Genomic DNA, 21,985 nt, shown 5'->3' on the forward strand with positions numbered 1-21,985 from the left:
TAGTCAACCTTGCCGGGGTGGGACGACGAAATCTTTGAAATTACATTAGATTTCGTCGTCCCACTCCCTTCGCTTTTTATTTATTTGGGTTATTATGAAGAAAATTTATTCGTAGTATTCTCCAGTAAAGTAATAATAAACACTTTCGGCAATATTACTTACATGATCCCCTACGCGCTCAAGGTTACGTGCTGCCAAATGTGCTTGTGCAGCTACAAACGGATCATTATCGATAAGATACGTCGTATTAACAATATTCACATATAAATCATCAATATCATGATCACGTTCAATGATTTCTTTAATTAAAGTGATATCTTCATTCTTAAAAGCATTATCTAAATCTTGTAACATCAGCATAGCTAATTTCCCCATTGTTTTTAAACGTGTTAACACATAATGATCTGTAATCTTCACACGTAAACGAATATGAGCAATATTTGCCGCGTTATCTCCCATACGTTCAAAATCAGTTGAAATTTTTAATGCCGACATCATCATTCTTAAATCTGTAGCGATAGGTTGCTGTTTTGTAATTAGCATAATTACTTTTTCATTAATTTCATAATCTAAGTTATTAATCATTTTATCTTTTTCAATAATTTCTCTAGCAAATTTTCTATCATTTTCACTCAACGACACTAATGCATTTTCGATATTAAAATAAACACGAAGGCCAAGTCGACGAATATCTTTAATTAAATCGCCAAGTTGGCCTTCGTATTTCTGTCTAATAATGGTCATCATCGAATATCAACCAAAACGTCCTGATATATAGTCTTCAGTTTGTTTGTCAGAAGGATTAGAGAAAATCTTATCAGTGTCGTCGTATTCGTTAACATAACCATTAAGGAAAAATGCAGTTTTATCAGATACACGTGCAGCTTGTTGCATGTTGTGTGTAACAATAATAATAGAATAACGTTCTTTTAATTCTTGAACTAATTCTTCTACTCTTAAAGTAGAAATTGGGTCTAATGCTGATGTAGGCTCGTCCATTAAAATAACGTCTGGTTCGATTGCTAAACATCTAGCAATACAAACACGTTGTTGTTGTCCACCAGATAAGCCATAAGCATTTGTGTGTAATCTATCTTTCAGTTCATCCCATATTGCAGCGCCACGTAATGATTTTTCAACAATTTCATCAAGTAATTTTTTGTCTTTAATACCGTGTGTTTTAGGTCCGTAAGTAATATTATCATAAATTGATTTAGGGAATGGATTAGGTTGTTGGAAGACCATTCCTACATTAGTTCTTAATTTTTCTTTTGAATAATTGTCATCAAAAATATTTTGATCACGGTATAAAATTTTACCAGCAGTTTTCACTGAAGGAACTAATTCTACCATACGGTTTAATGCTTTAATGTATGTTGATTTACCACAACCAGAAGGTCCGATAATAGCAGTAACATTATTTTCCAAAATATCTAAATTGATATTTTGGAGTGCATGTGTATCTCCATACCATAAATCTAAATTTTGAGTAGAATAAACGACCTTTTTATCGCTATCATTATGTTGAATGTGTTGATGCTCATTTGAAGAAACTACTGTTGAAACAGGTTCTTGTGAACGATCCGTGTGTTTTGCTACTTCTTGTTTTTTCTCTTTTAAGTTTGTATTTGTCATTATTAAAACTCCTTTTATATCTGAGAGAAGGAAGTTTCATTAACATTACCTTCTCTATTCCCTAATTTAAGCTATGTGTAGTAGTGTTAGTATTAATATTTTCTAGAGAACTTATTACGTAAGAATATCGCTACGCCGTTCATTAATAATAAGATAACAAGTAATACGATAATTGCTCCTGAAGCAACGTTTTGGAATTCAGCTTGTGGCATTTTAGCCCATGTATAAATTTGAGTTGGTAAAGCTGTAAACATTGACATAATACTTGTTGGTGTTGCTAATAAGATAGTTGGAATACCAATTAAAATTAAAGGTGCTGTTTCACCTAATGCACGAGATAGAGATAAGATGAAACCTGTTAAAATACCAGGTAATGATGCTGGCAAAACGACACGTCTTATTGTTTGCCATTTATTAGCACCTAAACCATATGAAGCTTCACGTACTGAGTTAGGCACTGCACGAATAGCTTCCTGACTTGAAACAATTATAATTGGTAGTATAAGTAAAGACATGGTTAATGCTGCTGCAATAACACTATTACCTAATGATAATGCTTCAATACCTCCGCCACGTACGAACAGAGTTAAACCTAATAAACCGAATACAATCGAAGGTACGCCTGCTAAGTTAGAAATACTAACTTTCATGAAACTAGTAAAGAAATTATCTTTAGCATACTCTTCTAAATAAATTGCTGTTCCTACACCTAAAATGATTGAAATAGGAATGATACTCAACATTAACCAGATAGTTCCTGCTAAAGCACCTTTAATACCTGCTTGTGATGGTGTAGATGAAGAGAAACTAGTAAAGAAGTCAGGTGTCAAATAGCCAATCCCTTTGACAAGTGTTTGAACGAGTAAAGCTACAAGTACAAGTAGTGCGATTACTATACAAGCGAAAAACAACCATTTATTAAGTTTATTTTTTTTACTACGACTCGTTATATTCTTTTCAACTTTGTTTTGATCTACTAATATTTTAGAATTAGCCTCTGTAGTAGCCGTCATATTAATACTCCTCTCTGAAGCGTTTAGAAATCCAATATGAGATTAAGTTCATGATTAGTGTAAATACAAATAGTGTAAATCCTACAGCATAAATACTGTAGTACATATCTGAACCAAAAGTTGCGTCCCCAGTTGCAACTTCTACAATATAACCAGTCATTGTTTGGATAGAACTAGTTAAACTTAATGAAGATGTTGGTGAACTACCTGCTGCTAATGATACAATCATTGTTTCCCCAATAGCTCTAGAAATACCTAATACAATAGATGCAACAACTCCTGAAGCAGCCGCTGGTAGAACAACTTTTGTAGCTACTTCAAATCTAGTAGAACCAAGTCCATAAGCACCCTCACGGATTTTTGAAGGGACAGATGCCATAGCATCTTCACTCATACTTGTGATAACCGGAACAATCATGATTCCTACTACTATCCCAGGACTAATAGAGTTAAAACTATCAAGGCCAGGAATAATTGTTCTAATAATTGGTGTTACAAAAGTTAAAGCAAAGAAACCAAAAACAATAGTTGGAATACCTGCTAAGATTTCAAGAATCGGTTTAATAATACGACGCGCTTTATCACTTGCATATTCACTTAAGTAAATTGCAGCGCCTAAACCAATTGGGACAGCTACGATTGTAGCGATAACTGTAATTTTCAATGTTCCAAGAATTAATGCCCAAATACCGTATTTAGGATCAGAACCTGTTGGATTCCAATCTTTAGTAAATAAGAATTCAGCTAATGAGACTCGTGTGAAGAATGTAATCGTTTCAGTTACTAGCGTAAATAAGATGCCAATTGTAGTTAAGATAGAGATAGCAGCTATAATTCCTAAGATAATGGGAACAATTTTATCACTAAAACCGCCCTTTTTGGCGTTATTCTTAGCTATCAATTCTCTAACATTTGTTTCTGATGCCATATATAACCCTCTCTTTTTCTCCCAATGTATAAAAAGAGCGAGAAATTATCAGGTAAATAATGAGTTCAAATTAATCTGTAACATTTTAACAATCACCCATATAACCGAGAACAAGGTAGCGGTAATGCCACCTTGTCCTCCCCCTCGAATAATTTCTAGCCCTTTGATATTAAAATTGATTATTATTTATCTGAATCTTTGTCATATTTTTTTAGTTCTTTTAATTCATCTTTGTAAGTTTTTTCTGGAGAAGCTACATAACCAGCATCTTCAGCAGCTTTACCTTTATCTTCTAAAGTGAATTTAATGAATTCTCTCATTACATCATTTTCTTTTAATGATTTTTCTTTAACATATAAGAATAATGGTCTACTTAAAGCATAAGAGCCTTCTTTGATTGTTTTCTTAGTTGGTTCAGTTGCTTTACCTTTGTCATCTTTGATTTTAACTTCTTTTAATTTATCTTTATTTTGTTCATAGAAGTTATAACCGAAGTAACCAATACCTTGTTTGTTCTTTTCAACTGATTGAACGATTACGTTAGTGTCACCGTTTTTCTCTGCTTTGATATCTTCTTTATCCATTACTTCTTCTTCAAAGAAGTCATAAGTACCGTGACTTGAGTTTGGAGAAAAGGCTTTAATTTCTTTATCTGGCCAACTTGAATTTACATCTTTCCAAGTTTTAGCTTCACCAGTGTAGATTTTTTTCAATTGGTCTTTAGATAATTCTTTTACAAAATCATTATCTTTATTAACCGTAATTGTTACACCGTCTTGTGCAATTTTGAATTCTTTATATTTAATGCCTTTGTCTTCTAATTTTTGTTTTTCTTCATCTTTAATAGGTCTAGAAGCTTGTGAGAAATCAGTTTCACCGGCGATGAATTTTTCAAAGCCAGCACCAGTACCTGCTTGACCAGAAGAGATAGTTGCGTTTGGATGGTCTTTTGCCCATTTTTCATTTAATTTTTCAACGATTGGAGCTACTGTAGATGAACCTTCACCTTTTGCTTCGCCTTTAAGGTCTTTTCCATCTCCTGAACCGCTACCACTACTATCGCCACCGCCACATGCGCCTAATAATACTGAAGCGCCTAAAACAGTTGTACCGACTAATTGCCATTTTTTCATTGAAACATCCTCCTAATATAAATAACCCAAATTGTTATATATATTTCTTACAATGCCTATATTACATACCTTTTGTTAATATAAAATAGATTAAATGTAAAGGTTTTGTTAAGATGCTAAAAAATTCAATATGTTAGATAAAAAAACTTTATATAAAAAAACATTCACTGCTTAAGCTATAACTTAAACAATGAATGTTTTTATTAATAGTAAATTGTTGATATTTAATGAGAACTTTGGAACTTAATAATAGAAGAAAAACGTCTCTATTAATTATTGATCTGCATGACTCCAACCTTTTTTAGTTAGTGAAATTTTACCGGTTTCAATGTTGATTATTTTTTGTTTATAAAGATGGCCAATAGCTCGTTTAAATGAACCTTTACTCATATTAAAGACCTCTTTAATTGCTTCTGGACTAGATTTATCCCAGAATGGAAGCTCTCCTTCGTATTCAACTAATAAATCGAAAATAATTTGTCCATCTTCATATAATCGTTCATGTGCTAAAGGTAAAAATGAACCATTTAGTTCACCTTTCTCATTGTGACCGATAATTCTTACTTCTACTTCCTCACCTAAGCGAGGTTCGTATTTACGCTCTGATTCATGTACAAAGATTTTATAACCATCTTCTGATAATAAGAAACTTCCTACACGTAATAAGCGATAAGGACGCGCTTTAATTAATTTATTTTGTTGGCTATCGTCAAGCACTGGAGTAAACATACTTTCAACGATAGTTTCACTTGCTAAACGTGCGAACATTTGATTTTCTCTATCAATTCTCATAGTTACTAATACATAATCGCCTACTTGAGGCCATAATGATTTAACTTTAGGTAAGTCTTCCCAAGGAATCAATACCTCTCTAGGTAACCCTACGTCAACACGAGCGCCGTCACGATCTGTTTTTAGTACTTTTGCAAAATCATATTTGTCTTTAGTAATGTCAGGCATGTTTTGAGTAGCAAATAACTCACCTGAACGGTTAGGATAAATAAAAAAACTATATTCTTCTCCTACTTCTAATTCATCTTCATCATTGATTTCAGATTGATTTAATTTTACTTGTTCATTGTTAGGCCCTTTTAAAAGGTAAGTAGAACCTTCTAAGCCGGTTACTTCTAAGAACTCTATTGAACCAACGATATCTTTATCTAATGCCATAATATTCTCCTTCAAGGGTTTGTATTCTTACCCATTATAACATGCTTAATAAAAACTAGCATTTCACTCTTTCGGTTTTAGATTAGGTCGAAACTCAAAAGAGAATATGATATAATTTTTCCGTTAGATAAACGATTAATAAAGGAGTAAATGCATGTTACAAGTAACTGATGTAAGTTTACGTTTCGGCGATCGTAAACTATTTGAAGATGTAAATATTAAATTTACAGAAGGCAATTGTTATGGACTTATTGGGGCGAATGGTGCTGGTAAATCTACATTTTTAAAAATATTATCTGGAGAATTAGATTCTCAAACTGGCCATGTCTCAATGGGTAAAGATGAGCGTTTAGCAGTTTTAAAACAGGATCACTTCGCGTATGAAGATGAGCGTGTTTTAGATGTAGTTATTAAAGGTCATGAACGTTTATACGAAGTAATGAAAGAAAAAGATGAAATTTATATGAAACCCGATTTTAGTGATGAAGACGGTATTCGTGCTGCTGAATTAGAAGGCGAATTTGCTGAAATGAATGGTTGGAATGCTGAAGCGGATGCGGGTTCCCTACTTTCTGGTTTAGGCATATCTGCTGACTTACAAGATAAGCAAATGTCAGAATTAGAGAACAACCAAAAAGTGAAAGTGTTATTAGCTCAAAGCTTATTTGGTGAGCCAGATGTATTATTACTTGATGAGCCTACCAATGGTTTAGATATTCCTGCCATTAACTGGTTAGAAGACTTCTTAATTCATTTTGATAATACAGTAATTGTGGTATCCCATGACCGTCACTTCTTAAATAATGTGTGTACGCACATTGCAGATTTAGATTTTGGGAAGATCAAGTTATACGTCGGTAACTATGATTTCTGGTATCAATCAAGTCAATTAGCGCAAAAGATGGCTCAAGAACAAAATAAGAAAAAAGAAGAAAAAATGAAAGAATTACAAGACTTTATCGCTCGATTCTCTGCTAACGCTTCTAAATCAAAACAAGCGACTAGTCGTAAAAAACAATTAGAAAAAATTGAATTAGATGATATCCAACCATCTTCTAGACGTTATCCTTACGTTAAATTCACTCCAGAACGTGAAATCGGTAATGATTTATTAACTGTTGAAGGTCTTTCAAAAACAATTGATGGTGAAAAAGTATTAGATAATATTTCATTTACTATGAATCCAAATGATAAAGCTATCTTAATTGGAGATAGTGAGATTGCTAAAACAACATTATTAAAAATACTTGCCGGAGAAATGGAACCAGATGAAGGTTCATTTAAATGGGGTGTAACAACTTCATTAAGCTATTTCCCTAAAGATAATTCAGAATTCTTTGAGGGTGTAGACATGAACTTAGTTGATTGGTTACGTCAATATGCGCCTGAAGATGAACAAACTGAAACATTCTTACGTGGTTTCTTAGGTCGTATGTTGTTTAGTGGTGAAGAAGTTAAGAAAAAAGCGAGTGTTCTTTCTGGTGGTGAGAAAGTACGTTGTATGTTAAGTAAAATGATGCTTTCTAGTGCCAATGTATTATTACTTGATGAACCTACGAACCACCTTGACTTGGAAAGTATAACCGCTGTTAACGATGGTTTGAAATCATTTAAAGGCTCAATCATCTTTACTTCATATGACTTTGAATTTATTAACACAATTTCAAATCGTGTAATTGATTTAAATCAACCTGGTGACCTTTCTAAAGAAGTGCCTTATGAAGAATATCTTCAAGAAATTGGTATATTACAAAAATAGTATTTTAAAATAAACTTAGCTTGTCCCCTTTTAGACGACATTTGAGGGAACAAGCTATTTTTCTATTCATACTAATAAATTTTGCTATTTTAATAATACACATTAATTTTTCAGTCTTTTCCAAAAAATCACAATTATCTGTTTACATAAATATTTGGCTTATGTATAATGTAACTCATAACAATTAAATAAAAATCGATGAGGCGCATCAATCATCAGTATATATTAGGTTAACTGTCTGCAACAGCTAATATTGAAAGGGTGCGATGCCGAAGTAAATTATAAACGCAGTTATAATTTATTGGACTTTATAGTTAAGAGCTAAGAGTTTGTCATTATTATTTGATAATGGAGTGCATCACTTATATATATTATGAGTAAGTTCGTGCATTTCGAACTTACTTTTTTTATATCGCATGTCTCCACATAATATTTATAATCAATTTTTCGAAAATTCAAAAAGAATAATGGAGTGACTTTTCATGAGAAGAATAGCAGTAGTTGGTGCAACAGGATTAGTTGGAACAAAAATGTTAGAAACTATCGATCGCAAACATATTAAATTTGATGAATTAGTATTATTTTCATCTGCAAAATCTGCAGGAAAAGAAATTAAATTTCAAGGGCAAACTTATATTGTTCAAGAACTTACCGAACAAGCGGCAAGTGAAAAATATGATTATGTTTTAATGAGTGCTGGTGGCGGAACAAGCGCACAATTCGCCCCTATTTTTGAACAAGCAGGAGCAATCGTGATTGATAACTCTAGCCAATGGCGAATGACTGAAGATATTGACTTAATTGTTCCTGAAGTCAATCAGCCTCAATTTAAACGTGGCATTATTGCTAACCCTAACTGTTCAACAATTCAATCGGTAGTACCATTAAAAGTATTACAAGATAAATATGGCTTGAAACGTGTTGCTTATACAACATATCAAGCAGTTTCTGGTTCAGGTATTAAAGGTAAAAGAGATTTAATCGAAGGTGCAAATGGTAAAGCACCTGAAGCCTATCCTCACCCTATTTACAACAATGTCTTACCACATATTGATGTGTTCTTAGAGGATGGTTATACCAAAGAAGAACAAAAAATGATTGATGAAACACGTAAAATTTTGCATGAACCAGATTTACGAGTAACAGCAACATGTGCTCGTGTGCCAGTTCAAGATAGCCATAGTGTTGAAATTGACGTGACGCTCGACAAGGAAGCAACTGTTCAAGACATTAAAAATTTATTTGAAAATGACAAACGAGTAGTTCTAGTAGATAATCCTGATAACAATGAATACCCTCAAGCGATTAATTCAACTGGAAAAGATGAAGTCTTCGTGGGTAGAATCCGTCGTGATGATTCTTTAGATAATACATTCCATGTGTGGTGTACATCTGACAACTTACTTAAAGGTGCGGCATTAAATGCAGTTCAAGTATTGGAGCAAGTTATTAATTTAAAAGGAGCTAGATAATATGACGCATATTTTTGAAGGCGTAGGTGTAGCATTAGCTACTCCATTTACCAATAATGAAGTTGATTATAATGCATTAGAAAAACATGTAGACTTTTTATTAAAAAATAATGTGCAAGCTATTATCGTTAATGGGACTACGGCAGAAAGCCCTACTTTGACGGAAGATGAAAAAGATTCGGTACTCGAAGCTGTCATTAAACAAGTTAATCACCAAGTTGCTATTATTGCGGGAACTGGTACAAATAATACTGAAAAATCCATCCAAGCCTCGTTACGTGCTAAAGCGCTTGGCGCTGATGCAGTTATGTTAATCACCCCTTACTATAATAAAACGAATCAACGAGGGTTAATTAAACATTTTGAAACGATTGCTAATAAAGTACAGTTGCCTGTCGTGTTATATAATGTGCCTTCAAGAACGAATATGACGATTGATCCAGAAACTGTAGAAACGCTAAGTCGTAACCAATATATAGTAGCAATCAAAGATGCAACTAACGATTTTGAATACTACGAAGAAGTTAAAAAACGTATTAATCAAGATGAATTTGCTTTATATAGCGGTAATGATGATAACATTGTAGGATTTTATAATCGCGGGGGTAATGGTGTTATTTCAGTAATTGCAAATGTGATTCCTAGAGAGTTTCAAGCGTTATACGATGCTAAACAAAGTGGAAAAGATATTTCAAAAGAGTTTGAAGCGGTTAGAAAATTATTAAAAGCATTATCAGTAGATGTTAACCCAATTCCAATTAAAGCATTAACAAGTTATTTAGGATTTGGCAACTATGAATTACGTTTGCCACTATTACCTTTAGAAGCCGAAGATACAAAAGTATTGATTAATACGTATAAAAAGTTTAAAGCGGGTGAACTTTAATGAGAATATTATTAATTGGTTACGGAGCAATGAACCAACGTGTAGCACGATTGGCTGAAGAGAAAGGTCATGAAATTATCGGTGTAATTGAACCAGAACATAATAAGGCTACGCCATATACACATTATAATCATATTGCTGATGCTCAAGATAAAGCAGATGTAGCTATTGACTTTTCTAACCCTAATTTATTATTACCACTTTTAGATGAAGAGTTTAAGTTACCTTTAGTTATTGCAACTACAGGTGAAAAAGAAGCTATCGTGAAAAAACTAGAAGAATTAGCATCGCATATGCCAGTATTCTTTAGTGCTAACATGAGCTACGGTATCCATGCACTTACTAAAATATTAGAAGCCGCCGTTCCCCTATTACAAGATTTTGATATTGAGTTAACTGAAGCACATCATAATAAAAAGGTAGATGCACCAAGTGGTACGTTGATTAAACTGTATGATGTGATTAAAGAAGCTCGAGAAAATATCACTCCAGTTTATAATAGACATGAACGTAATGAAAAACGTACTAAAGATGAAATTGGTATTCATGCGATTCGCGGCGGTACAATTGTCGGTGAACATGATATCTTATTCGCCGGTATTGATGAAACAATTACTATTTCTCATAAAGCACAATCTAAAGATATTTTCGCTAACGGTGCAATTAATGCCGGTGAAAAATTAGCTAAATTGCCAAATGGTTATTATACATTTGATAATCTGTAAAAATATAATTTTCAAGGAGAGACTAAACTTATGGTACAACACTTGTCAGCAGAAGAAATCATTCAATATATTAGCGATGCTAAGAAATCAACACCATTAAAAGTATATGCAAATGGTGATTTTGAAGGCGTAAAGTTTTCACAAACATTTAAAGTATTTGGGTCAGATGATTCAAAGGTAATTTTCTGTGAGGCAGATGAATGGAAAGCTTTTTATGACACTTATCAAGCTAATATTGAAGAATTAGAAATAGAAATGGATCGTCGTAATTCAGCTATACCACTTAAAGATTTAACGAATACGAATGCACGTATTGAACCAGGCGCTTTTATTCGCGAACAAGCTATTATTAGTGATGGCGCTGTAGTCATGATGGGCGCAACGATTAATATCGGCGCTGTTGTCGGTGAAGGTACTATGATAGATATGAACGCTACATTAGGTGGTAGAGCCACAACTGGTAAAAATGTCCATGTCGGTGCAGGAGCTGTATTAGCGGGCGTTATTGAACCGCTAAGCGCCTCTCCAGTAGTTATCGAAGACAATGTCTTAATTGGGGCTAATGCCGTTATACTTGAAGGTGTACGTGTCGGTGAAGGTGCGATTGTTGCTGCAGGTGCAATTGTAACTCAAGATGTTCCGGCTGGCACTGTGGTTGCTGGCACTCCTGCTAAAGTAATTAAACAAACTTCTGAAGTTGAAGATTCGAAACATGAAATTGTTTCAGCTTTAAGAAAGTTAAATGACTAAAGTTTAATTTAATAGAACATCATTTAATGTTAACAATGATATTTAATTAGTTCCTATTATCTATAAGATTAAGAGCCTAGAACATTTGACTAAATAAATGTTTCGGGCTCTTAACCATATTTATATTTTTGTGACACTGTTTTTATCAGTTTTCAGACACTCTATCGATACTTCAGTCTCAACATGATTAAGCTAAGCTTTACATATAAAAATTTTAACGAAAAATAAGTTGAAGGAATGATATTATGAGCGAATTAGAATTTGTAACTAAACATAGAAGACATTTACATCAACACCCTGAGTTAAGTCTTCATGAATATGAAACAACACAATATATTATTCGATTTCTAGAAGAATTAAATGTAGCATATCAACGTCCTTTAGAAACTGGAGTAATTGCATATTTAGAAGGTAATAGTGACCACACTATCGCCTTTCGTGCCGATATCGATGCTTTACCTATTTTTGAAGAAAATGAAGTGGATTACCGCAGTCAAACTGATAATATCATGCATGCTTGTGGCCATGATGGTCATACAACAGCACTAATGTTATTTGTAAAGCGTTGTAAAGCTATGGCCGATCGTAATGAACTACCTCATAACGTGGTCTTTATCTTTCAACCTGCCGAAGAAACTGGTGGCGGCGCACACCGTTTAATTAAAGCGGGCGCATTTGAAGATTACCCTATCGAAGCGGTATTTGGCATTCATGTAAATCCTTTTGCAAAAGAAGGCCAAGTAGTCATTAGAGATGAAGAAATTACTGCAAGCGCCACTGAATATAGATTCTTTTTAAAAGGATTATCAAGTCATGTTGCCGATAAAGAACAGGGACATTCATGTGGTGAAGCACTCTTACATGTACTTAATCAAGTTGGACAAATTCAACAATATCATTTAAATGGATTAAAACGAAATATTGTTCATATGGGACACTTTGAAGCTGGTGAGGCTATTAATACTGTACCTAGTAATGGTTACCTTGAAGGTACTATTAGAACATATGACCCAGAAGATTTAAAAATTATAACGGCTCAAATGCAAAAGATAGCTGACAGTGTGAGCTTATTATTTAACGTAGAATGTGAAGTTAAGTTTGAAGAAGGCTATCCGCCTACTATGAATAGTCCGAAATTACGTGCTAGCGTTGATCAAGCTATTCAAGATGCGAATTTAGAGGTTATAGATAAACTCCTACCTTTCTTATTCGGAGAAGATTTTAGTTTTTATGGTCAACATTTAGCACCATCTTATTTTGCATTTGTAGGCACACGAAATGATGATAAAGGTTTTGTAACAGGTCTACATACTCCTACCCTTAATTTTGATGAGAAGGTTTTAATTGATGTAGCAAATTACTATGAACAATTATTAAAAAATTACGGAAAGGAGTAAGAGATTGTGACAGCAACTTGGTCAGTGGACACAGAGCAATTTTATCAAAATGTCGTTAAAGTAAAAAATGGTAATTCAATCATGGCGGTAGTTAAAAATAATGCCTATCATTATGGATTAGAATTTGTTGTAAAAACTTTTTTAAAAGCTGGTATAACTACGTTTAGTACTACATCTTTAAAGGAAGCAGTGAAAATACGTTCACTTGCTCCTAATGCAACTATCTTTTTAATGAATGCAGTATATGATTTTGAAACGGTTAGAAAGTATCAAATTCAGATTACTTTACCTTCAGTAGAATACTATTATAAATATAAAAGTGATTTACAAGGTATTAATGTTCATTTAGAATTTGAAAATTTATTACATCGCTCTGGGTTTAAATCATTAGATGAAATTAAAGAGGTAATCGTACATCATCAAAATAACCAAGATAATCGGAAAATGAATATTGTAGGATTATGGACGCATTTTGGTTATGCCGAGGAGTTTGATGTGTCGGAATATAAGTTAGAACGTGAGGCATGGGTTAATGTAGTTAATACTTTACTTAATGAAGGCTATCATTTTGATATGATTCATGCACAAAACAGTGCAAGCTATTATCGTGAAGAACGCGCCCTTCTTCCTCACCATACACATGCACGTGTGGGCATAGCATTGTATGGTTCTCGTCCCTATAGCAATTTAGATGAACGAGAAATTAATCAAGCACTCACTGTTAAAGCTAATGTCATCCAAGTACGAGAAGTTAATCGTGGTGACTATTGTGGTTATAGCTTTGCTTTCGAGGCGACGAAAAATCATACACGTTTAGCAGTTGTGGATATTGGCTATGGCGACGGTATTCTTAAGTCTCGCGCAAAACATGAAGCCTTAATAAATGGTAAACGTTATCCTATCCGCGCTTTAATGATGAGTCATATGTTTGTTGAAGTAAATGATGAAGTCCATGCACAAGATGAAGTGATATTATATAATGAAGATATACGCATTGATGAATACACTTTCAAGGGCGTAGGCGCTAACTCAGAACAACTTAGTGCAATGAATCATGATTCTCTCATAAAGGAGTATAGATAAAGATGGCAGTTAAATATAATGAGTATGGTGAACTAACAATGGCAGGTACAAGCTTAAAAACACTTGCTCAAAGTTTCGGGACACCTACTATTGTGTACGATGAAGACGAAATTCGCAATCAAATGCGTAGATATCATAAAGCTTTTCAAGAAAGCGGATTAAAATATAATATTTCTTATGCATCTAAAGCATTTACTTGTATTCAAATGGTAAAACTTGTGCAAGAAGAAGAGTTACAACTAGATGTAGTATCTGAAGGAGAATTATATACAGCACTAGAAGCTAAATTCGATCCTAGCAAGATTCACTTTCATGGTAACAATAAAACAAAACGTGAGATTCAGTATGCGTTAGAAAATGGTGTAGGTTATTTTGTAATTGATTCACTTGAAGAAATTGAATTAATTGATAAATATGCGAGTGACACTGTTAATGTTGTAATTCGTGTAAATCCTGGCGTAGAGGCGCATACACATGAATTTATTCAAACTGGACAAGAAGATAGTAAATTTGGCTTATCCATTCGTCATGGTTTAGCACTTGAAGCAGTTAATAAAGTGCGTGAGTCTAAACGATTACATTTAAAAGGTGTTCACTTCCATATAGGTTCTCAAATCGAAGGCACTGAAGCAATGATTGAAACTTCGAAGATTGTGTTAAATTGGTTACATGAGAATAATATTAAAGTTGAGTTACTTAACTTAGGCGGAGGATTTGGGATTAAATATCTTGAAAGTGATATAAGTTTCCCTATTGAAGAAGGCATTGGTGAAATTACTGACGCTATTAAACATGAAGTTGAACGTTTAAATTATGACATGCCAGAAATTGGTATTGAACCAGGTCGTTCAATTGTAGGTGAAGCTGGTATTACATTATATGAAGTAGGAACTATTAAAGATATTCCAAATGTTAATAAGTATATTTCAATTGACGGTGGTATGAGTGATCATATTAGAACAGCTTTATATGACGCTAAATATCAAGCCTTACTAGTAAATCGTCATGAGGAAGCGGATGACAATGTAACGATTGCAGGGAAATTATGTGAATCTGGAGATATCATTATCCGTAATGCGCAATTACCTTCATCCGTTGCACGCGGAGATTATTTAGCTATATTATCTACTGGTGCATACCATTACTCTATGGCTTCTAATTACAATCAAATGCAGAAACCACCTGTGTTCTTCTTAAAAGATGGAAAAGCGCGTGAAGTTATTAAACGTCAATCACTAAGACAATTGATCATAAATGATACCAAATAAATTTATAAGAGCCTTATTCTACTATCTTGGTGGAATAAGGCTCTTTAATTTATAAAAATAAAAAACACCTTACATCTTGGTAAGGTGTTACTAAAGTCAATATTTTACAATCTATTTATTATAGTTTAACAACGTTTGCAGCTTGAGGACCGCGGTCGCCTTCAACTACTTCAAATTCAACTGATTGACCTTCTTCTAATGATTTGTAACCATCTTGGTTAATTGCTGAGAAGTGTACGAATACGTCGTTTTCTCCTTCAACTTCGATAAAACCAAAACCTTTTTCAGCGTTAAACCATTTTACTGTACCTTGTTTCATAATTCTGAAACCTCCAAGACTAAAATTCATTCAATATGCATTATTCGCATATTACAAAAAATACATGTGACAATTATGTATTAATAACACAACCTATAAATAACTCTTACAAATATTCTTTGCAATATGGAATAAAACCATTGCTTAATAACTATTATATGTTAATTCGTACTAAATTGCAATACAATTATAGAAAATCGTTATTTAATTAATTTTTGGGAGATTATAATAAACATCTTTATTATTTAAAACAATAAAACTATAAAATATTTGCAAATCTTCATCACAATCCTCACAAAAATTTAAATCACAATTATTATAAAAAGCGTGAATATTGTATTTTCCAACTACATAATTATCATAATATTGCATACTTTGTTTAATCAATTTTTCATAATTATCAATCATTGTGTCATAATCATCAAATTGATGTTTTTCTATAATTTTATCTGTCCAGTCGCTAAATAACCACCATCCCTCATAGTCAGCTCGAATCTTTGCAACTGTCCACATTGTAACTTCCCCTCTCAAATTAGCCTATAACAAGTATTTTAACTTTTTTACATTTGAATTCAAGTTTAATGGCTCATACTTTTGACCGATGTAAAGCGCGATGTAATAGTAAATATTAGTTTTTTACTACAAAAATTCGTATAATATATTTAAGAGGTGATACTATGCAACATAAGCATTTACGAGTTTTTGGAACAGTTCAAGGAGTAGGTTTCCGTTACTATACGCAAAGATTAGCGCACAAATATCATATAGTAGGAACAGTTGAAAATGTAGAAGACTATGTAGATATTTATGCTCAAGGTAATGAACATGACCTAGAGCAATTTATTGATGCAGTAAAAGATGGTGCATCACCTGCTTCTTCGGTAACGGACTATGATATCGAAGATGTAAACTCCAACGGTCAATATTCAGATTTTAAATCGATTTAATTATATAAAGGAAGATGAATTTTGAAATATAATATTTCTCGACTTTTAGGTGTAATTGTAGGTGTTCCAGTAGCATTTGTTTCCTGGATAGTCAGCGTCTTTGGATTTGATCTTTCATTTATAATAGATGGATTGATAGGCGTCGGCATGTTTTTCGTCTCTTACTTCCCTACTCAGAGACTTACATCTAATAAGTATTTAGCTGAAATTGGATTATCGCGTAGAGATTATCGTTTCGTAAGAACGCACTTAAATCAGTCACAAGATAAAATAAGAAATATCTTAAAATCATTTATTAATGTTAGATCTCTAAAAGATTTCCGCCAAATTAATGATATTTATAGAATTTCTAAATCAATTCATTTCGCAGTCAAACAAAGACCGGCTTTATTTTTCAAAGTAGAAAGCTTCTTTTATTCACATATAGATAACGCCTTGAATTTAATTGATTCATATACGCGTCTTTCAAAAATGCCTAAGAAAACTATCGAAGAGAAACAAAAATTAGAACAAACACGTATTACTTTAGATGAGGTAAAACGAACATTAATTGCAGATTTAAAACGCATTAACGAAGATGATTATGAGCGATTAGATGTAGAAATGGAACTCAATCGTTTAGAACAATCACGTCGTAAAGATTCTTAAATAAAGAAATGGAGCGAATTTTTAAATGACTCGAGAAGAACAATTTATCAACTCACATCCATTAGATGATTATATAGAACAACAAGATTTAAATCATTCTAATCAGAACAAAGTTACTCCAAATGTTGTAGCTGAAGAAACAGAACTTCAATTTAGTGATAAAGAACTTCAAAAAATTGAAACTATTAGTCAGCAAATTAAACCACTAGATGATGAAGGATTATTATCATTTGGTTCACACTTACAACAAAATATGTCTAAATTTTCTCATCGTATGTTAGACGAGGTTCAAACTAAAGATGTCGGGCCTATTGGTGATACGCTTGACCAGCTTATGTCTAAGCTTAAAGCGGTCAATCCTGATGAGTTAAATCCTGAAAAGCAATCTAAACTTAAACGCTTATTTAAAAGAACGAAAGCTTCTATAAATGAAGTGTTTTCTAGAATGCAATCAGTAAGTTCTCAAGTAGATCGCATTACAATTCAATTAGATAAGCATAAAGCTTATTTATCTAAGGATATTCAGCTATTAAATAGTTTATATGACCAAAATAAAGAATATTTTGATGATGTGTCATTATATATTGCAGCTGCAAAACACAAAAAGCGTGAAATACAAACTAAAGATATACCTAAATTACAACAACATGCCGAACAAACTGGCAACCAAATGGATATTCAGGCAGTCGCTGATATGGAACAATTCGTAGACCGTTTAGATAAACGTATTTATGATTTACAATTATCAAGACAAATAGCAATTCAAACTGCTCCACAAATACGAATGATTCAAAATGTAAATCAGGCATTAGCTGAAAAAATTCAAAGTTCTATATTAACTAGCATTCCATTATGGAAAAATCAGATGGCAATAGCGCTTACTTTGATGAGACAAAGAAATGCAGTATCTGCTCAACGTGCGGTTACAGATACGACTAATGACTTATTAACTCAAAATGCAGCGATGTTAAAACAAAATGCTATCGAAACGGCCACTGAAAATGAACGTGGCATTGTTGATATTGAGACGTTGAAAACGACTCAAAGTGATATCATTGAAACGATAGAACAGACTCTACAAATACAAGCTAATGGTCGTCAAAAACGCCAAGAAGCTGAAAAAGAATTGTTAGGCTTGGAGAATGAATTAAAACAACATGTCTTATCTATCAAAGAACCTCACACGCAAAAACTTGATAATAAATATTAATATAAAAAAGCAATTTCTATCCTATTTCAATAGAAATTGCTTTTTTGTTAATTATTCTCGGATGTATTCTTTTTTACAAATAGTGAACAAATCAATCCTATAACTGTCAAGACGGCTAAGTACCAAAATGTATGTTCAGCCCCATAAGCTATAAGAGAAGGCTCAGATAATTGAGTAGTTCCTCCTGATACACTTTTCATAGAAAGAGTATAAATCGTAATAGCAATAGTCGTCCCAGCAGATCCTCCTATTTGTATCAAAGTAGTAATCGTTGCTGAACCATTTGGATATAATTCTTTAGGCAATTGATTCAATGCATTAGTTTGAGCAGGCATCATAATCATTGTGACACCTACAAACATCACTATAAAAGTGAGAATAATTACCCATATAGGTGTAGCTATCGAAATAGTTAGCGCAAAGATAAACATAGAAATAAGAAGAATGACAAATCCTAGGGTCCCAAACAATTTTGCTCCTAGCTTATCAAATAACTTACCTATTATAGGTGAAAGAACTAAATTGATTGCGTTTCCAGGTAAAAGAATTAAACCAGCCATTATAGAACTAAAGAATAATGCGCCTTTAATGTAAATTGGAAGTATAATACCTGTTCCTAAAATACATAAAATAACTAGGAAGACCATAGCAGCGCCTAAATTAAACATTGGATATTTAAATACTTGTAAATTTAACATTGGTGAAGAAATACTGAATTGTCTTCTAACAAATAATGCTAATGAGACTATACCGATTAATAATGGGCCCCATACTGCTATTTGAGTGAATGACATTTCTGCCATCATATTTAACCCTAAAATAATACCTGAAAAACCAATCGTTGATAATATAATTGAGAAGATATCTACTTTAGGTTTAGTGATTTTAGCTACATTTTCCACTTTAATAAAGGCAATAAATAATACAATGATATATAATAAAGCACTAATCCAAAATATATAATGCCAACTCAAACTAGAAATAATTACACCTGCGATTGTCGGTCCTAACGCTGGGCCTGCAGTCATTACTAGTCCCATCATCCCCATGATAACTCCTCTTTTTTCTATAGGGAAAATGAGCATCAATACGGTTACCATTAATGGTAGTAATATACCTGTGCCTAACGCTTGAATAATACGTCCCAATAATAAAATTGAGAATGTAGGAGCTACTGCAGCAGTTAAAACCCCTATCAATGACAATAAAATGCCTGAAACGATTAATGTCTTAGTACTAAACCATTTCATTAAATATACTGATATGGGCACTAAGCACGCCATCGTTAATAAGTAGCCTGTTGTGAGCCACTGCGCGAAAACTGCGGTAATATGATAATCTTTCATGATGTTAGTTAAAGCCATGTTTAAAGCTGTTTCACTAAAAAGTCCCATAAACCCGCCTAACATTAATACGAAAGCAAACATTTTTGGACTATGTACTTTTACTTGAACTGTCATTTTATACCTCTTTCTTTATATTCTTCCTTAAAAAGACTTACTTAATATAGCAAAGAGGTTTTGTTTTTGTCAACTTGGTTGACGAAAAACAAAATAAGGATCTTAAATTATATAGCTAGTCAACTTTGAAATCTTCTAAATGCCAATCTTTTCCAAGATAGGTTTTCATTAATTTCATATTCTCAACACCAATTTGTTTTTGAATATAAAGTTCAATTTGATGTTTTATATTTATATATTTCTCACAACAGCTCTCTCCATATTGTGTTAGTGTTACGCTTTTTTCTTTCTTATTACCTTCAACATCACTAACAGTAACAATATTTTTTTCTTGTAAATTTTTAATTGCTTTATGAATAGCTTGTCGGGACAAATTCATCCAGTCATTTAGCTGAGATAAACTAGACGTTCTTTTGTAAATAATTGTAATTACATACCATTGTGAACTCGATAAATGATTGTCTATTATTTCATCATTAGTTAATTTTTCTATCATTGCTCTTAGCTCACCGTAACGTTCACTCATTAAATCTACGAAAGCTAAATTTTCATGTATTTTCTTCATATTAGTCACCTTTTTATTTACTTTAGTTTTTATTATAAGCTCTTATACTTTAAAATACCTATCAAAGCTATGTGAAGTTTTAGACATATTAAAACCAGTCTAGAACGCATTAAATGGACTAGACTGGCAATATAAGAATATATTCTCAAATAAAACCTTACTCTTTTTGGTATACAATATAATCTTGTTTAACAAATTTACCTACGATATATCCTATTATAGTAGCAATTATAGCAATTGGGAACCATTCTAGAGAATATTGTTTTAACGGCAACGCATCTATAAATGACATTTTTATCCAACCACTTGTATTAATTACACTTAATATTGAAACAATCGACACTATTACAATTGGTATTTGTTGTGCAATAGGTTTAGTAGGTATCAATCGGGCCGTTAAAATAAGTAGAACTACAGTGATGGCCACTGGATAGATGATACTTAAAACTGGCACAGACATTGTAATCACAGAATTTAAACCTAGATTTGCTAAAATAAAGCTGATTAAAGTAAAAAAGACAGCATAAATTTTATAGGCAATTTTAGGGAAAATTCTATGGAAATATTGACTTACTGATACGATTAAACCGCAAGCTGTAGTTAGACAGGCTAACGCAACAATAATCCCAAGCATATATTTTCCGAATATACCAAAGCCATTTGCAGCAATGGTCGTTAAGAGATAAACACCGACATTTTGATCTTTAGATATAAGGTCTTTCAACGTACTCTCTGGGAGATGCATATGATTTCCTATATATCCTAAGGAAACATAAATAAAAATAAGTGCTATAGCTGCAATTAAGCCAGCCATCACAGTTTGTTTAAAGATATTGTCGGCATGTTGAACACCTGTCGCTTTGATAGCATTAACCACAATCATAGAGAAAGCAATAGCCGCAATAGCATCCATAGTTAAATAACCTTCAGTAAAGCCTTTTGAGAAACTTTCTAATCCAGAACTATATGCCTCATGATTACCATGAGACGAGCCATTACCACTAAAATCTACGAATCCTTTAACAATCATCGCTAAGATAGTAAGTAATAGCAATGGCGTTAAAAGTGAGCCAATACGGTCAACTATTTTCCCAGGATTAATACATAAGTATAAAACGACTAGGAAATAAATAAATGTAAATATAAATAAAGCTAATTTACTATTGGTATGTGCAATAGGTGTAATCGTCATCTCAAATGAAGTAGAAGCCGTTCGTGGTATTGCAAATAAAGGCCCAATAGTTAAATAAATTATAATTAAAAAAGTAATTGAGAATTTAGGTGAAATTTTATTAAGTGAACCTACGTAACCTTGTTTATCAAGGGCGCCTACAATAACGCCTAGTAATGGTAAACCAATACCAGTAAGACAAAAGGCTACAACTGCGGGCCAAAAAAATTGCCCACTATCTTGTCCTAAATTCGGTGGAAAAATGAGATTACCTGCCCCAAAGAACATGGCGAACAAAGTAAAACCAATTATCCAAGTGTTCTTGTTCATAGAATTGCTCCTTTTTATGTATGTGTGTGCAATATTTAACATTCTAGCACAAAAAGGATTTACAAGTCTATGTAATTTCAGAAAATTTAAAATATGAAATATATATAAAATATATC

22 protein-coding genes and 1 riboswitch are annotated in these 21,985 nt (G+C 32.8%); of the genes, 11 read left to right on the plus strand and 11 right to left on the minus strand.

What is annotated here, in order from left to right:
• Nucleotides 1–105: 105 nt before the first annotated feature.
• From phoU to cvfB, 6 genes are all read right to left on the minus strand, one after another.
• Complete coding sequence (gene phoU / locus CD147_RS08575) at nucleotides 106–744, minus strand: phosphate signaling complex protein PhoU (RefSeq protein WP_103167006.1); 639 nt, start codon at nucleotides 742–744, stop codon at nucleotides 106–108.
• A 9-nt stretch (nucleotides 745–753) separates the two neighbouring features.
• Nucleotides 754–1,635, minus strand: a complete 882-nt coding sequence (pstB, locus tag CD147_RS08580; protein ID WP_103166986.1) for a phosphate ABC transporter ATP-binding protein PstB — start codon at nucleotides 1,633–1,635, stop codon at nucleotides 754–756.
• A 92-nt stretch (nucleotides 1,636–1,727) separates the two neighbouring features.
• A complete protein-coding gene (gene pstA / locus CD147_RS08585; RefSeq protein ID WP_103166987.1) occupies nucleotides 1,728–2,648 on the minus strand; it encodes a phosphate ABC transporter permease PstA in 921 nt (306 codons plus the stop codon).
• Between the two features lies 1 nt (nucleotide 2,649).
• The gene (gene pstC, locus CD147_RS08590; protein ID WP_103166988.1) at nucleotides 2,650–3,576 is read right to left on the minus strand and encodes a phosphate ABC transporter permease subunit PstC; all 927 of its coding nucleotides are present in this window, start codon (nucleotides 3,574–3,576) and stop codon (nucleotides 2,650–2,652) included.
• A gap of 182 nt (nucleotides 3,577–3,758) precedes the next feature.
• Nucleotides 3,759–4,709, minus strand: coding sequence for a PstS family phosphate ABC transporter substrate-binding protein (locus CD147_RS08595; RefSeq protein ID WP_103166989.1), 951 nt, complete (start codon nucleotides 4,707–4,709; stop codon nucleotides 3,759–3,761).
• A 273-nt stretch (nucleotides 4,710–4,982) separates the two neighbouring features.
• Nucleotides 4,983–5,879 carry an RNA-binding virulence regulatory protein CvfB gene (cvfB, locus tag CD147_RS08600; protein WP_103166990.1) on the minus strand — a complete coding sequence of 299 codons (897 nt, stop codon included), beginning with the start codon at nucleotides 5,877–5,879 and terminating at the stop codon, nucleotides 4,983–4,985.
• A 154-nt stretch (nucleotides 5,880–6,033) separates the two neighbouring features.
• On the opposite strand from cvfB, the gene CD147_RS08605 reads away from it, so the two are divergent.
• From CD147_RS08605 to lysA, 8 genes are all read left to right on the plus strand, one after another.
• On the plus strand, nucleotides 6,034–7,638 hold the full coding sequence (locus CD147_RS08605; protein ID WP_103166991.1) for an ABC-F family ATP-binding cassette domain-containing protein: 1,605 nt from the start codon (nucleotides 6,034–6,036) through the stop codon (nucleotides 7,636–7,638).
• 190 nt (nucleotides 7,639–7,828) lie between these two features.
• Nucleotides 7,829–8,005: riboswitch (Lysine riboswitch) on the plus strand.
• A 115-nt stretch (nucleotides 8,006–8,120) separates the two neighbouring features.
• Complete coding sequence (locus tag CD147_RS08610) at nucleotides 8,121–9,110, plus strand: aspartate-semialdehyde dehydrogenase (RefSeq protein WP_103166992.1); 990 nt, start codon at nucleotides 8,121–8,123, stop codon at nucleotides 9,108–9,110.
• Between the two features lies 1 nt (nucleotide 9,111).
• Nucleotides 9,112–9,996, plus strand: a complete 885-nt coding sequence (gene dapA / locus CD147_RS08615) for a 4-hydroxy-tetrahydrodipicolinate synthase (protein WP_103166993.1) — start codon at nucleotides 9,112–9,114, stop codon at nucleotides 9,994–9,996.
• Nucleotides 9,996–10,721, plus strand: a complete 726-nt coding sequence (dapB, locus tag CD147_RS08620) for a 4-hydroxy-tetrahydrodipicolinate reductase (RefSeq protein ID WP_103166994.1) — start codon at nucleotides 9,996–9,998, stop codon at nucleotides 10,719–10,721. The genes dapA and dapB overlap by 1 nt, the downstream gene beginning before the upstream one ends.
• Nucleotides 10,722–10,751: 30 nt before the next feature.
• Nucleotides 10,752–11,471 carry a 2,3,4,5-tetrahydropyridine-2,6-dicarboxylate N-acetyltransferase gene (gene dapD, locus CD147_RS08625; protein ID WP_103166995.1) on the plus strand — a complete coding sequence of 240 codons (720 nt, stop codon included), beginning with the start codon at nucleotides 10,752–10,754 and terminating at the stop codon, nucleotides 11,469–11,471.
• A 245-nt stretch (nucleotides 11,472–11,716) separates the two neighbouring features.
• Nucleotides 11,717–12,868, plus strand: coding sequence for an amidohydrolase (locus tag CD147_RS08630; RefSeq protein WP_103166996.1), 1,152 nt, complete (start codon nucleotides 11,717–11,719; stop codon nucleotides 12,866–12,868).
• A gap of 6 nt (nucleotides 12,869–12,874) precedes the next feature.
• Nucleotides 12,875–13,951 carry an alanine racemase gene (gene alr, locus CD147_RS08635; protein ID WP_103166997.1) on the plus strand — a complete coding sequence of 359 codons (1,077 nt, stop codon included), beginning with the start codon at nucleotides 12,875–12,877 and terminating at the stop codon, nucleotides 13,949–13,951.
• A 2-nt stretch (nucleotides 13,952–13,953) separates the two neighbouring features.
• Nucleotides 13,954–15,219 carry a diaminopimelate decarboxylase gene (gene lysA / locus CD147_RS08640; RefSeq protein WP_103166998.1) on the plus strand — a complete coding sequence of 422 codons (1,266 nt, stop codon included), beginning with the start codon at nucleotides 13,954–13,956 and terminating at the stop codon, nucleotides 15,217–15,219.
• A 118-nt stretch (nucleotides 15,220–15,337) separates the two neighbouring features.
• Here the strand turns inward: lysA and cspA are convergent, their stop codons facing one another.
• Both cspA and msaA read right to left on the minus strand, forming a co-directional pair.
• A complete protein-coding gene (gene cspA, locus CD147_RS08645; RefSeq protein ID WP_002433901.1) occupies nucleotides 15,338–15,538 on the minus strand; it encodes a cold shock protein CspA in 201 nt (66 codons plus the stop codon).
• A gap of 204 nt (nucleotides 15,539–15,742) precedes the next feature.
• A complete protein-coding gene (gene msaA / locus CD147_RS08650; protein ID WP_103166999.1) occupies nucleotides 15,743–16,051 on the minus strand; it encodes a regulatory protein MsaA in 309 nt (102 codons plus the stop codon).
• 164 nt (nucleotides 16,052–16,215) lie between these two features.
• Between msaA and CD147_RS08655 the strand changes: the two genes are divergently transcribed.
• The 3 genes from CD147_RS08655 to CD147_RS08665 are packed head-to-tail and all read left to right on the plus strand — an operon-like array spanning nucleotide 16,216 to nucleotide 18,343.
• Nucleotides 16,216–16,485: an acylphosphatase gene (locus CD147_RS08655; protein ID WP_103167000.1), complete on the plus strand. Its 270-nt coding sequence runs from the start codon at nucleotides 16,216–16,218 to the stop codon at nucleotides 16,483–16,485.
• A 21-nt stretch (nucleotides 16,486–16,506) separates the two neighbouring features.
• Nucleotides 16,507–17,133 (plus strand): 5-bromo-4-chloroindolyl phosphate hydrolysis family protein, encoded by a 627-nt coding sequence (locus CD147_RS08660; RefSeq protein WP_103167001.1) that lies wholly within the window; start codon nucleotides 16,507–16,509, stop codon nucleotides 17,131–17,133.
• 25 nt (nucleotides 17,134–17,158) lie between these two features.
• Nucleotides 17,159–18,343, plus strand: a complete 1,185-nt coding sequence (locus CD147_RS08665) for a toxic anion resistance protein (RefSeq protein WP_103167002.1) — start codon at nucleotides 17,159–17,161, stop codon at nucleotides 18,341–18,343.
• Between the two features lie 47 nt (nucleotides 18,344–18,390).
• Here CD147_RS08665 and CD147_RS08670 read toward each other — a convergent pair whose 3' ends face one another.
• From CD147_RS08670 to brnQ3, 3 genes are all read right to left on the minus strand, one after another.
• The gene (locus CD147_RS08670) at nucleotides 18,391–19,803 is read right to left on the minus strand and encodes a DHA2 family efflux MFS transporter permease subunit (protein ID WP_103167003.1); all 1,413 of its coding nucleotides are present in this window, start codon (nucleotides 19,801–19,803) and stop codon (nucleotides 18,391–18,393) included.
• 115 nt (nucleotides 19,804–19,918) lie between these two features.
• Entirely contained in the window at nucleotides 19,919–20,368 is a 450-nt protein-coding gene (locus CD147_RS08675) for a winged helix DNA-binding protein (protein ID WP_103167004.1), read from the minus strand.
• A gap of 157 nt (nucleotides 20,369–20,525) precedes the next feature.
• Complete coding sequence (gene brnQ3 / locus CD147_RS08680) at nucleotides 20,526–21,869, minus strand: branched-chain amino acid-like transporter carrier protein BrnQ3 (protein WP_103167005.1); 1,344 nt, start codon at nucleotides 21,867–21,869, stop codon at nucleotides 20,526–20,528.
• Nucleotides 21,870–21,985: the final 116 nt, after the last annotated feature.

This window comes from Staphylococcus devriesei (assembly GCF_002902625.1).
GTDB classification, from domain to species: Bacteria; Bacillota; Bacilli; order Staphylococcales; family Staphylococcaceae; genus Staphylococcus; species Staphylococcus devriesei.